13 protein-coding genes and 2 pseudogenes are annotated in these 11,449 nt (G+C 71.1%); 13 read left to right on the forward strand and 2 right to left on the reverse strand.

Annotation, left to right across the window (positions count from 1 at the left end; genetic code table 11):
- The first annotated feature begins 40 nt into the window (after positions 1 to 40).
- The 6 genes and pseudogenes from ACWGKT_RS25150 (at position 41) to narI (ending at position 4,327) form a co-directional block, all read left to right on the forward strand.
- On the forward strand, positions 41 to 1,246 hold the full coding sequence (locus tag ACWGKT_RS25150; RefSeq protein ID WP_453275467.1) for a globin domain-containing protein: 1,206 nt from the start codon (positions 41 to 43) through the stop codon (positions 1,244 to 1,246).
- A 434-nt stretch (positions 1,247 to 1,680) separates the two neighbouring features.
- Positions 1,681 to 2,121 (forward strand): hypothetical protein, encoded by a 441-nt coding sequence (locus ACWGKT_RS25155; protein WP_453275468.1) that lies wholly within the window; start codon positions 1,681 to 1,683, stop codon positions 2,119 to 2,121.
- Positions 2,122 to 2,490: 369 nt separating this feature from the next.
- Positions 2,491 to 2,850: pseudogene (locus ACWGKT_RS25160) on the forward strand (hypothetical protein); the annotation flags it as partial.
- A pseudogene (locus ACWGKT_RS25165) lies at positions 2,835 to 2,915 on the forward strand (hypothetical protein); the annotation flags it as partial. The pseudogenes ACWGKT_RS25160 and ACWGKT_RS25165, both read left to right, overlap by 16 nt.
- A 150-nt stretch (positions 2,916 to 3,065) precedes the next feature.
- Complete coding sequence (locus tag ACWGKT_RS25170) at positions 3,066 to 3,563, forward strand: hypothetical protein (RefSeq protein ID WP_453275509.1); 498 nt, start codon at positions 3,066 to 3,068, stop codon at positions 3,561 to 3,563.
- Positions 3,560 to 4,327: a respiratory nitrate reductase subunit gamma gene (narI, locus tag ACWGKT_RS25175; protein WP_453275469.1), complete on the forward strand. Its 768-nt coding sequence runs from the start codon at positions 3,560 to 3,562 to the stop codon at positions 4,325 to 4,327. The genes ACWGKT_RS25170 and narI overlap by 4 nt, the downstream gene beginning before the upstream one ends.
- 24 nt (positions 4,328 to 4,351) lie before the next feature.
- Here narI and ACWGKT_RS25180 read toward each other — a convergent pair whose 3' ends face one another.
- Positions 4,352 to 4,819 (reverse strand): DUF5990 family protein, encoded by a 468-nt coding sequence (locus tag ACWGKT_RS25180; protein WP_453275470.1) that lies wholly within the window; start codon positions 4,817 to 4,819, stop codon positions 4,352 to 4,354.
- 435 nt (positions 4,820 to 5,254) lie between these two features.
- Here ACWGKT_RS25180 and ACWGKT_RS25185 point away from each other — a divergent pair, with 435 nt between their 5' ends.
- The 5 genes from ACWGKT_RS25185 (at position 5,255) to ACWGKT_RS25205 (ending at position 8,288) form a co-directional block, all read left to right on the forward strand.
- Positions 5,255 to 5,479: a hypothetical protein gene (locus ACWGKT_RS25185; protein ID WP_356142403.1), complete on the forward strand. Its 225-nt coding sequence runs from the start codon at positions 5,255 to 5,257 to the stop codon at positions 5,477 to 5,479.
- A complete protein-coding gene (locus ACWGKT_RS25190) occupies positions 5,476 to 6,363 on the forward strand; it encodes a SigE family RNA polymerase sigma factor (RefSeq protein ID WP_356142402.1) in 888 nt (295 codons plus the stop codon). Before ACWGKT_RS25185 ends, ACWGKT_RS25190 begins: the two co-directional genes overlap by 4 nt.
- A 12-nt stretch (positions 6,364 to 6,375) precedes the next feature.
- The gene (locus ACWGKT_RS25195) at positions 6,376 to 7,206 is read left to right on the forward strand and encodes a DUF6207 family protein (protein ID WP_453275471.1); all 831 of its coding nucleotides are present in this window, start codon (positions 6,376 to 6,378) and stop codon (positions 7,204 to 7,206) included.
- 57 nt (positions 7,207 to 7,263) lie between these two features.
- Entirely contained in the window at positions 7,264 to 7,845 is a 582-nt protein-coding gene (locus ACWGKT_RS25200) for a DUF4240 domain-containing protein (protein ID WP_453275472.1), read from the forward strand.
- A gap of 119 nt (positions 7,846 to 7,964) precedes the next feature.
- Positions 7,965 to 8,288 carry a GYD domain-containing protein gene (locus ACWGKT_RS25205; RefSeq protein ID WP_453275473.1) on the forward strand — a complete coding sequence of 108 codons (324 nt, stop codon included), beginning with the start codon at positions 7,965 to 7,967 and terminating at the stop codon, positions 8,286 to 8,288.
- Between the two features lie 8 nt (positions 8,289 to 8,296).
- Here the strand turns inward: ACWGKT_RS25205 and ACWGKT_RS25210 are convergent, their stop codons facing one another.
- A complete protein-coding gene (locus ACWGKT_RS25210) occupies positions 8,297 to 9,946 on the reverse strand; it encodes an alpha/beta hydrolase (protein WP_453275474.1) in 1,650 nt (549 codons plus the stop codon).
- A gap of 222 nt (positions 9,947 to 10,168) precedes the next feature.
- On the opposite strand from ACWGKT_RS25210, the gene ACWGKT_RS25215 reads away from it, so the two are divergent.
- Positions 10,169 to 10,579, forward strand: coding sequence for a hypothetical protein (locus tag ACWGKT_RS25215; protein WP_453275475.1), 411 nt, complete (start codon positions 10,169 to 10,171; stop codon positions 10,577 to 10,579).
- 1 nt (position 10,580) lies between these two features.
- Positions 10,581 to 11,420: a PIG-L deacetylase family protein gene (locus ACWGKT_RS25220; protein WP_453275476.1), complete on the forward strand. Its 840-nt coding sequence runs from the start codon at positions 10,581 to 10,583 to the stop codon at positions 11,418 to 11,420.
- Positions 11,421 to 11,449: the final 29 nt, after the last annotated feature.

An 11,449-nucleotide genomic window follows, 5' to 3' on the forward strand; every position in this document is an offset into this window, starting at 1 on the left:
GCCGCTTGGCCCGCGCCCTTCTGCGCTTCCGAGGAGAGCCATGCTTTCGCCCGAATCCGCTGCCGTCGTCCGCGCCACTCTGCCCGCCGTGGGCGGTGCCCTCGACGAGATCACGACACGCTTCTACGGCACGATGTTCGGCGAGCAGCCCGAACTGCTGGACGGGATGTTCAACCGCGGCAACCAGGCCAACGGCGAACAGCGGCAGGCCCTGGCCGGCTCCATCGCCGCCTTCGCCCAGGCCCTCCTCGCCGACCCCGACGCCCGCCCGGACGCACTGCTGTCCCGCATCGCGCACAAACACGCGGCGCTCGGCGTGACCGAGGACCAGTACACGATCGTCCACAAGTACCTGTTCGGCGCCATCGCCGACGTCCTCGGCGAGGCCGTCACCCCCGAGGTCGCCGCCGCCTGGGACGAGGTGTACTGGCTGATGGCCGGCGCGCTCATAGCCCGCGAGGCCCGCCTCTACCAGGAGGCCGAGGTGGACCCGCGGCACCCCTGGCGGCAGTGGACCGTCGTCGAACGCCGTGAGGAGACCCCGGACGTCGTCTCCTTCCTGCTGCGCCCCGCCGACGGATCGCCCGTACCGCCCGCCCGTGCGGGCCAGTACGTCAGCGTGCGAGTCGTGATGCCCGACGGCATCCACCAGCTGCGCCAGTACAGCCTGTCCGGGTGCCCCGACGGCGAGCTGCGCCGCATCACGGTCAAGCGGGTCGCGAGCGTCGCCGAGGCCCCCGAGGGCGAGGTCTCCAACCAGCTGCACCGCACCGTGCGGACCGGCGACGAGCTCACCCTGTCGGCGCCGTTCGGCGACGTGGTCCTCGAAGACGCCGACACCCCGCTGCTACTGGTCTCCGCCGGCATCGGCTGCACCCCGATGGTCGGCATGCTGGAACACCTCACCGCCATCGGCTCCACCCGGCCCGTGAAGGTCCTGCACGCCGACCGCTCCCCGAAGGACCACGCCCTGCGCGCCGACACCCACCACCTGGTGGAGCAACTGTCCGACGCGCGCGCCGAGTTCTGGTACGAGGACGACGCCGAGGGGGAAGCCGGCGCCCGCACCGGGCTGATGGTCCTCGAGGAGCTGGAACTGCCCGCCGACGCCGACGTGTACCTGTGCGGCTCGCTCCCGTTCATGCGCGGCGTCCGCAGCCACCTGCTGCGCGCCGGCATCCCCGCGCGCCACATCCGCTACGAGGTGTTCGGCCCCGACCTGTGGCTGGCCCACGCAGAGGGCTGACAGCCCCACGTTCGACACCGGCCCGCCCGATGAGGCGGGCCGGTGTCGTCGTACGCCCGAACGACGGCCGGGCCGGGCGGTGGAGTTGTCCCGCCTGGGCCGAAGGTCCCGCCCCGGGACGCCGGCCGGTCCCCGAAACCCGGCCGCGGCAGAGATCTGTGGTCCGCGACCGTGGCCTGTCCGGCCGTGGGTGGCAGGCCGCCCGATCGCGCAAGCCGGGAGCGACCGAACCGGCGGATCACGTGTACGGATCCCACGGACGCTCACCCGTCCAGCTCCCCGTCCGGAGCCGGCGGCACGGCGTCCGTACCGGTTCGGCCGCCGTCCGGCCGCCCGCCATGTCTGCCCTGACACCCGGGCGGGCGGACGGACCAGGGGCTCGGCCCGGGCCGTACCGCACGGCCCGCACCCCGGCGGTCGTCAGGGAGAAGCGCGTGCACGCACCAGGCATACCGAAGATCGATGCCACCGCTCTGGAGGTGTTGCTGTCGGCGGCGACGGCGGCGCCCTCGATCCACAACACCCAGCCCTGGCGGTTCCGACTGGACCCCGTCACCCGGCTGCTGGATGTCCGCGCCGTACCGCAGAAGTCGCTCTCGCGGACGGATCCGGAGTTCCGGGCCCAGTACCTGTCGGTGGGCGCGGCGCTGTTCAACCTGCGCGTCGCCGCCGACCACCTGGGCCTGGACGCGATGGTGCGGCTGCTGCCGGACCCGTCCGACCCCGGGCTGCTGGCCGCCCTGTGGCCGTGCGGCCGCTCCCACTCGCCCGACCTGCCGAACGAGCAGTGGCGGCAGCTGGACCTGTTCACGGCCACCGGCGTACGGCACGCCGTGGACCGGCGCGTGCGGGTCGCCCAGCCGCAGGTGCGGTGACCGCCGCACCGAAACGCGGCATCACGTGTTTGGCCGAACGGCCCGGGGGACTCCTCGCGGCACGGCCCGTCCTTCCGGAGGGTGAAGAGCCGGAGAGCGAGGGGGTGTTGGCAGCGGCGCCGCCCCGTCCTCGCGTCCGTGACGGCACGGGGACCCGGCTCTCCCATCGCGCCGGTGTCGGGGCGGCGTGAAGATGCAAAGGAGTCCGCGCCGCTCGGTGCGGACGTTCAGCGCCGAGCGGCGCGCGGGGAGTACTCCGCCACCGCTGGGGCCGAGTGAGAACACCGTCGGGCACTTGCCCGGGAAGAGGTCGAGACGGTGGCCGACCAGACCGGTTCCCGCACCCAACAGACGAGCCGCACCCACCCGGTGGGGCTGGACGGTGAACTGACGGAGGCGCTGGTGCGCTCCCGCCGGTACTTCACCCGGGCGGAGGTGTCCGGCGATCTGCGCACCCTGCGCAGAGCCGGCGGCCGCCAGGCGGACGACTTCTACCGGGACCACTGGTCGCACGACAAGGTGGTGCGCTCCACCCACGGCGTGAACTGCACCGGATCCTGCTCGTGGAAGGTGTACGTCAAGGACGGCATCATCACCTGGGAGGCCCAGCAGACCGACTACCCCTCGGTCGGCCCGGACCGCCCCGAGTACGAGCCCCGCGGCTGCCCCCGCGGCGCGGCCTTCTCCTGGTACACCTACTCGCCGACCCGGGTGTGCTACCCGTATGTGGCGGTGGCGACAACGACTGGATCGAGGCGGTCAACCGCAACGGCGTCGTCGCCGCCCGCGCCGTCGTCTCCCACCGGATGCCCGAGGGCACGGTGTACATGTACCACGCACAGGACCGGCTCATCGACGTGCCCCGCCTACCTAGGCCCGACCGGCAATCAGCGCGACGAGGTCACCGTCGTCCGCCGCCGCGCCAACCAGGAGGTGACGTACTGATGGCCCCCGGCGACACCGGCATCGGCCGCGTCATGGCCCAGATGGCGATGGTGATGAACCTCGACAAGTGCATCGGCTGCCACACGTGCTCGGTCACCTGCAAACAGGCCTGGACCAACCGCACCGGCGTCCTACCTGCTGCGCTCCTCGGCCTGAAGCGGACCTGCGCCGCCGCCGGCCGGCGCCTGACCGACGACGAACTGCTCGACCGCCTGGCCGTCGTCCTCGAATTCGCCGCCACCGACCCCGCCACCGGGCTCCGCCTGCTCACCGAGCACCGCGCGGGACTGGAACTGCTGCGCCTGGCCCTCCAGGACGAGGACTCGCCCTGGGCCGGCGTCCTGCGGTCCGTCTGCGCCACCCTGCCCGCGCTCGCGGGCGACGAGCGTGCGGCAGTCGCCCGGCTCGCCGCCGAAGGCCCGCCCGAAGAACAGGTCGGCCTCACCCCGTATCCCACCCCGCAGTTTCTGCCCGACCCCGCGGGAGGCCCGCGATGACCGCCCCCACGCACCATCCGACCCTGGCGGCCACAGCCGGCACCGGCCCCGTCCTGCTCTGGGTCGTCCTGCCGTACCTCTCCCTCGCCGTCTTCGTCCTCGGCCACCTCTGGCGCTACCGCTACGACAAGTTCGGCTGGACCACCCGCTCCTCCCAGCTGTACGAGAACCGGCTGCTGCGCATCGGCAGCCCGCTGTTCCACTTCGGCATCCTCGTGGTGCTCATCGGCCACATCGGCGGGCTGCTCGTCCCGAAGAGCTGGACCGAGGCGGCCGGGATCAGCGAGCACACGTACCACGTCACGGCCGTCGCCCTCGGCACCGTCGCGGGCGTGTGCACCCTGGGCGGACTGGCCATTCTCATCTACCGGCGCCGTACCGTGGGTCCCGTCTTCTCCGCCACGACCCGCAACGACAAGGCGATGTACGTCCTGCTCACCGCGACCATCGTGCTCGGCCTGGCGGCCACCGTCGCCGCCAACATCCTTGGCGGTGGCTACGACTACCGGGACACCATCTCCCCCTGGTTCCGCTCCATCTTCTACCTCCAGCCCGACCCGGCCCTGATGACGGGAGCGCCGGTGCTCTTCCAGCTGCACGCGCTCAGCGCCCTGCTGCTCTTCGCGGCCTGGCCCTTCACCCGCCTGGTCCACATGCTCACCGCGCCGCTGGGCTATGTCACCCGCCCGTACATCGTCTACCGCAGCCGCGACGTCGGCCTCGGCGCCCGAGCACCGCGGCGGGGCTGGGAACGCGTGGGTTGACGTCACCGGACCTGCGAGCGGGTGTCATCCCGAGCGTTGTTCGACCGGCTCCGCGGTCCAGGTGATGTGCGGCGGTACGACCCGGGCACACAGGGGGTTGCCCCGGGCGTCGGTCAGGCCGAGGCGTCCGATCAGCAGGCCGCTGCGGGCGGCGGCGTCGAGGACGTCGGCGGGGACGGCGTCGAGCATGAGCTTGGCGCGGCGGAACATGGTGAAGGCGCCCGCCTCGTCGACCGTGCCCCACGACAGGTAGACGAACCGGCCGCCCGGCGGGCCCTGTACGTGGGGCCCCTTCACATCCGTACCGGTCGGTGAGGCGGCCGTCGTGCAATCCAGCGTCCAAGTCGCCGAGCCGGCGTCGCCGGGCTGCGGGTCGAGCAAATCGGTCGGGCGGTTGCGGCGCTGCACGGCGACGTGAATGTTGGCGTAGGCCGAGGGGCCGGGGTGGCAGGTGAGGCCGGGCAGGTCGACCGCGTTGATGCGGATGCGCATGCCGGCCATCATCCCGCAGACCTGGCCGGGCGCGGAGGCGCGGGGGGTGCGTGGGCACGGAGGCACAGGGCGCGGCGCCGTGCGGCCCCCTCTTGGGGTGTTTCTCAGCACAGGGGGCCGCACGGGTTTCCCTCGCGGGAAGGTGCGGCGTCGAGTGGCGCCTTGCCCTTCCATGATGCGGGATGCGCGGCCGGACATGTGAAGGAGTGATGTTTCCCCCTCAAAGGGTTGAATCATCTGCCGTACGGCCCCGGAGTGGGGGTGGCGCGGGATAGCGGGGCACGGCTGTCGCGGCGGCATTGTTCCGTAACACCATGATCACGTGGCGTGGCGCGCGCGGGGCGGGGCATGCTGGCGTCTCCTTCCTGATGGCGCTTCAGCACCGCTGTCGGGAAGGGCAGTTGATGTGTGTCCCACTCACAGAAATCGAGTGCGATGTCGAGTAAGAAGGTGGTGACCGTCGCCGTTCTGGTGGCGGTCCTCACGTGGAGCACGGTGATGACCGTGCTGGGACAGGTCGCGGCCGCCGCCGCCCTGCTCCCGTCCCTGGGCCTGCTCGTCCAGCAGATCGTCCAGGCACTGACCGCGCCAGACGGCTCCCGCCCGCCCACCGGCCCCAACCCCACCGCCGCGGCCGGCGGGGAGGAGCCGCCCCGATGATCTGGTCCCCCGACGCGGAACAACCGCCCCCCGCGGATACCGGCGGCAAGCGGGGCCGCAAGCCCGCCCCGATCTCCCGGACCGCGGGCCCGTCCCACCGGGCCTGGCTGGAACCGGTGCGCGGCTTCCTGTTCGCCAGCGGCCTGACCCTGAACGACCTCGTCGACCGCTCCGGCTACTCCAAGACCCGCATCAGCGAACTCCTCCGCGGCAACGGCTACTACCCCGCCTGGGAGATCACCTTCAGCGTGATCCGCGCGCTCGGGCTGCCGGCCGGGCCGATGCGCCGGCTGTGGACCGCGGCGGCCCGGGAAGCGCGGAAGGAGCCCGGCTGGATAGCGCACTGCATACGGCAGGTCGCCGCCGAACCCGAGCACCCGCCCGTCGCCCACCAGGCCTTCACCGAGACCATGGCCCGCGCCTACACCGACTACGCGCAGGCGTTCCTGCTCACCGACCATCGCGCCCGCTGGGTCGTCGCGGAAACCTTCGACCTGCTGTGGCTGTGCTGGAGCGAGGCCGCCACCAGTGAGGACATCCGCCGCTACGCCTGGCGACTGCTGCGCGACCGCGTCATGGCCCGCGCCGACCGTCACCATGACGGCCACCCCGACCTGCGCGCCGCCGTCTTCTCCACCACCGAGGTCCGCGAGACCGAGCCGGGACACCTCGTCGTCCTCACCGAACTCGTCGACCTCTTCGACGCGATCGCCCGCCTCCCGTACGACCAGATGGACGTCGCCGTGCTGCGCTACCTGTGCGGCATGCAACCCGACCGGATCCCCCAGGTCCTCGGTCTGAGCCCGGCCATCTGCCACGCGATCGACCACCACCTCCGAGCCGCCCTCGAAGACCTGTTGCGTCCCTACAGTTCCCGGGAGTGAACCCAAGCCGCCATGACCGCCATCGACGCCCTCCTCGCCCGCGCCCGGCTGCACCCCAGCCCCGACGTCCCCGCCGACACCGTCGGCTACGAAGACTGCGCCTACCCCGACCTCGCCCTCGCCCCCACCACGCCGTCCGGCGACCCCGTCGGCGACGATCCCGCCGCCGACGGCGCCGCCGCCCAGCACCTGCGCATCCTGTGCGAAGCCGTCGTCACCACCCTCACCCCCGGCGCCCTGGAGTTCCTCACCGACCAGCTCCCCGAACCCCAAGGCGCCTGGCTGCTGGGCTGCGCGCTCAACCTCGCCGGCATCGAGGACGGCGCCCGCTTCTGGTGGCAGTACGCCGCCGGCGCACCCCACACCTCCGCCGCATACTGCCTCTCCCTGCACCACCTGGCCCGCGGCGAGGCCCACGCGGCCGCGTTCTGGTTCGACCAGACCGGCCTCGACACGGTCGCCGACGCCGAGACCTTCCCGGTCACCGGCATCTGCCCGTCGCTGAACCAGTTCCGCTTCGACACCAGCATCCCCACCGTCCTACGCATTCTCAGCCGCCTCGCCACACCCGGCCACCGGCCACGCACCCACCGCGCCGACGCCGTCACCAACTACGTCGCCCACGCCGTCACCCACGGCTACACGCGGCATCCCAGCGTCGAAATCCCCGTCCCCGAACCCCGCTTCGCCGACCGCCTCGGCTTCATCCTCGCCAACACCCCACCCTGGACACGCACCGCGTCCCGGGTCCTCAACCCCGACCTGCCCAGCCGGGGGGAGCGGCTGAGGGGCACCACCAGAACGCGGGCGCGGGAAGCCGCCGGGGGAGGGGCGGGCGGATGACACGGTCCGAGGTACGGCGAGCCCGGATGTCAGACCCGGGTGCCATGCTGTGCCGCCATGGACGTGGAACACTTCTGGGACTTGATGGAACAGGCTCGCGACAGGGCCGCCGATGGGACGGATCCGACGGATGCGACGGATGCGAGCGAGGCAACCGACGCGACCGATGCAGAGGCCATCGCCAGGCAGGCCACCGCACTGCTGGCGGCTCACGAGCCCCGGCAGATCCTCGACGCCCAGCAGATCCTCTGGGACCTGATGGCGGCCTCCTACCAGGCTCCCCTCTGGGCCGCGGCCTACCTCGTCAACGGCGGCTGCTCCGACGACGGCTTCGACTACTTCCGCGGCTGGCTGATCACCCAGGGTCGTACGACCTTCGAACGGGTCGTCGCGGATGCCGACCAACTGGCGGAACTACCCGTGGTCCGCGCGGCAGCGGCCGAGTTCCTGGAGCTGGAATGTGAAGAGACCCTCGGCATCGCCTGGAACGCCTACAGAACGGCAACCGGTACGGAGCTTCCCGGCGGCTCCTTCACCATCAACTACCCGGCTCTCGACGCTGCCTGGAACTTCGACTTCGAGGACCACGGCCGGATCGCCGCCCAACTGCCGCGCATCGCTGCCCTCTGTCTGGACTAAACTCCTCGGCGTTTTCGGCTTCTGATCGAGTGAATCCACTCGCTCGACGCGCGGCGGCGGGTGTGGCACCGGGAAGGTCACTCTGCACACCGGACAAGCGATGGGCAGGGAGCGTCCCGATGCCGAAGTTCCTCATTCAGGCCACCTACACGTCCGAGGGGACCAAGGGTCTGCTGAAGGACGGCGCGAGTGGTCGCCGCGCCGCCGTCGAGCAGGTCGTCGCCGACCAGGGCGGCACGGTCGAGGCGATGTACTTCGCCTTCGGCGAGGACGACACGGTCATCATCATCGACCTGCCCGACCCGGTCTCCATGGCCGCCATCAGCCTCGCCGTCAAGGCCAGCGGTGCCCTCCGGACCCGGGCCACCCCGCTCCTCACCATCGAGGAGATCGACGAGGCCGCACGCCGGCAGGTCGCCTTCCGCGCCCCCGGGAAGCAGTAGGTGGAGTCTCAGGAGGCGACGCCGGCCAGTGCTCCGCCGCCGGTGGCCACGCCGCCCCGCGGCATGGACGCGGGGAAGGGGAGTACGTTCGGCCGACACGTCGCTCCGGCCGGCGGGAGGGTGCCGTCGAGGAGGTACCGGCTCTCGTACTCGTTGACGCAGTTGCTGGGGTTGAGCAGGGCGGTGTGCCCGTACCCCTGGTTGGTGAGGAGGCGCGCGTCGGCCAGTTCCTTGGCCATGGCCTGCGCGCCCGCGTAGGGGGTGGCGGGGTCGTAGCTGGTGCCGACCACCAGGACGGGGTGTGCCGTCGGCTTGTTCCACGGGCCGCGGTAGCGGTCCGCGGCCAGGGCCGGCCAGGTGGCGCACGGCTCCGCGGCCCAGGTCCAGAAGCGTCCGGCATCGCCCGCACGGAGGGCGGCCGCCTCCTCCAGAGCGTGGTAGACACCGGGGTCACGTGGATTGGGGCTGTCCGAGCAGAGCACGGCACTCGCCTGTTCGACGCCCAGATACGGAGTCGGGACGGGTGGTGCGGACAGCGGCGTGGGCGATTTCGGGACCCGGCCCCGCCACAGGTCCTGCAGTCGGCCGGCGAGGTCCTTCCAGCCGGGGTGGACGACGTTGAGGCCGGCGACCACGTCACCGACCGTCCGGCCATAGGTCGACTTGCTCACCGGATGCTCCCGCAGGCGCCGCATCAGCTCGTCGAACTTGTCCCGGGTCGCTTTCGGGCTGCCCGCCGAGAAGCCGCAGTCGGCCGTGGCGGCGGATCCGCACCGGGTGAGGAACTGGTCCAGGGTCGCCGCCGCGCCGCGGTCCGCACCCATGCGCAGGGGGAGAGGCAGCGCGGGTTCCTGGCCGGAGGCGTGGTTCGACCAGGCCTGCGGGTCGACGTTGCTGTCGAGGACCATGGCGCGGACCTTGCCCGGGAAGAGGTTGGCGTAGGTGGCACCCAGGAACGTGCCGTAGGAGATCCCGAAGTAGGTGAGTTGTGGTTCGCCCACCGCCCGGCGCAGCTGGTCGAGGTCGCGAGCCGTGTCGGCGGTCGACACATGCCGCAGGAGCTGGGGGTCACGCTCCTGACAACGTCGGCCCAGATCCTTGTACGAGGCGATCCAGGTCGCCCGCTGCTCTGCGTCCGCCGGGAAGCCGTCCGGCGTGCGCGAGGCCCAGGCCTTGGCTTCCGCCGCGTTCGCGAAGCAGTTCACTGCGGTGCTGTGGCCGACTCCGCGGGGATCCCAGCTGACGATGTCGTACCGCTCCCGTATCTCCCGCGGGAGGAACGGGTAATCCTGCGGCATCTGCACCGTCCCCGGCCCGCCGGGGCCGCCGGGATTGAAGAACAGCGTGCCGACCCGCCGCCCGGGATCGGTCGCCTTCCGCCTGACCAGCGTCAGCTTGACGGAGCGACGTCCCGGGTCGAGATGGTCCAGCGGTACCCGCGCGGTCGCACAGTCGAACTCAGGGCCCTGGACACAGGGTTTCCAGTCCAGCCGTGGGGCGGGAACCGAAGGGGGCGGCCCGTCGACCCCGCTGACGCTCTGCGCGGTGAACAGCGACAAGCAGAGCACCACGGCGACGACGACCGCCGTGGCACGGCGGGGGCGGACACAGCGGACACAGCGGACACAGCGGACACATAGGGAACTGCATATAGGCATGCTCTGTCCTTTGACCGGCGAGGCGACTTCTGCCCCCATGCCTCTGATGCCTCTGATACGGGCATCCACCCATGTCCACGACATCGCAGCCCGACCGCCCGCGCCATCCGGCGGCGTCCGAATGGGCTCCTCTTCGGGTGCCCCTCGCGACCGTAGGCGCTTGATGAATTGGGTAAATCCTCGTCGTTGGCACGGTGGGCCTGAACGAACAAGGGAGAAGGCATGCAGCGCCAATTCGAACGGGAGATCGCCGCTCTTTTCGAGGAGTACCGCACACTGAGGGAAGAGGTCACACAGCGGGTCGCGGCTCGCATGCACATGATCGGGTTCGCCGGAGTCATCTCGGCGTTACTCGCGGCTTCGAACAAGATCACCTTTGCCGGGCCGACGTTGTATGTGGCCGCCGTCGCCCTGCTCCTCGCGCTTCTCTGGCTGCGCGGGATCAATCTGGCGATCCAGCGAATAGGCACCCATTTACGGGGTGTTGAGGCGCGCATCAACGAACTGGCCTCCCTGGCCTGGGGAACACCCGACGCGATCCTCACCTGGGAAACAAAGATTCAGGCGGGCCGACAACAGGTGAGCGGGGTACCTGGATTGTCGGGCCGCATCGGCGGCTGGTACGTCCCCTGAGGTGCTTGGTCGCAAGGCCGGCCCATTGCCGGTGGTACAGAATGCCCCCATGGCAACGCTCGTGGCTTTTCATGCTCACCCGGACGACGAGGTGCTCATGACGGGGGGCACTCTGGCCCGAGCCGCGGCGGAAGGCCATCGCGTGGTGGTCGTCGTGGCCACGGACGGAGTGGTGGGGGCGGTGGCGGACGCGCGGCCCTCCCGTCTCGACGAGCTCCGTGCCAGTGCGGCCGTACTCGGGGTCGCTCGCGTTGCTCACCTGGGGTACGCCGACAGCGGCAATGGGAAGGTGGTGCCTCCGGACCCGCTGGACAGGACACGGTTCGTGCGGGCCGACCCCGAGCAGGCGGCGGAGCGACTGGCGCGCGTCCTCCACGAGGAGAGAGCGGACATCCTCCTCAGCTACGACGCCCACGGCGGCTATGGTCACCGGGATCACATACGAGTCCACGAGGTCGGACGACGTGCGGCAGTCGTGGCCGGAGTGGAGCAGGTACTTGAGGTCACCATCCCCCGTGAGCTGCTTGTTCGGCTGCTCCGAATCGTGGATCTCGTGCGGATTCCGCTGCGCCACGACGCCGTGGCGGCGAACGCCTACACTTCGCGGGCCGTCATCACCCATCGCGTGGATGTCCGCGCCTATGCCCGCCAAAAACAGAGAGCACTCGCCGCGCATCGTTCCCAGGTCCACGGGGGCGGGCGGCTGGCTCCGGTCATGCGGACACTGGTCCGCCTGCCTGCCCCGGTCTTCGGACTGTTGCTCGGCCGGGAGTGGTTCGTCGATGCCACGCGGACTTCGCTCTCGCGGCCGGTCATCGGCATGTTCCACCCCACGAACTGACGGGGAGCGGCTGCCAGCCGGATTGGCGG

Source organism: Streptomyces sp. NPDC054794 (assembly GCF_053611585.1).

What these genes read in the sequence shown, in the direction of transcription:
- ACWGKT_RS25150 (WP_453275467.1), top strand. Translation starts at nt 41, where the DNA reads ATGCTTTCGCCCGAATCCGCTGCCGTCGTCCGCGCCACTCTGCCCGCC.
- ACWGKT_RS25170 (WP_453275509.1), top strand. Translation starts at nt 3,066, where the DNA reads ATGGCCCCCGGCGACACCGGCATCGGCCGCGTCATGGCCCAGATGGCG.
- narI (WP_453275469.1), top strand. Translation starts at nt 3,560, where the DNA reads ATGACCGCCCCCACGCACCATCCGACCCTGGCGGCCACAGCCGGCACC.
- ACWGKT_RS25180 (WP_453275470.1), bottom strand. Translation starts at nt 4,819, where the DNA reads ATGCGCATCCGCATCAACGCGGTCGACCTGCCCGGCCTCACCTGCCAC.
- ACWGKT_RS25185 (WP_356142403.1), top strand. Translation starts at nt 5,255, where the DNA reads ATGTCGAGTAAGAAGGTGGTGACCGTCGCCGTTCTGGTGGCGGTCCTC.
- ACWGKT_RS25190 (WP_356142402.1), top strand. Translation starts at nt 5,476, where the DNA reads ATGATCTGGTCCCCCGACGCGGAACAACCGCCCCCCGCGGATACCGGC.
- ACWGKT_RS25195 (WP_453275471.1), top strand. Translation starts at nt 6,376, where the DNA reads ATGACCGCCATCGACGCCCTCCTCGCCCGCGCCCGGCTGCACCCCAGC.
- ACWGKT_RS25200 (WP_453275472.1), top strand. Translation starts at nt 7,264, where the DNA reads ATGGACGTGGAACACTTCTGGGACTTGATGGAACAGGCTCGCGACAGG.
- ACWGKT_RS25205 (WP_453275473.1), top strand. Translation starts at nt 7,965, where the DNA reads ATGCCGAAGTTCCTCATTCAGGCCACCTACACGTCCGAGGGGACCAAG.
- ACWGKT_RS25210 (WP_453275474.1), bottom strand. Translation starts at nt 9,946, where the DNA reads ATGCCTATATGCAGTTCCCTATGTGTCCGCTGTGTCCGCTGTGTCCGC.
- ACWGKT_RS25215 (WP_453275475.1), top strand. Translation starts at nt 10,169, where the DNA reads ATGCAGCGCCAATTCGAACGGGAGATCGCCGCTCTTTTCGAGGAGTAC.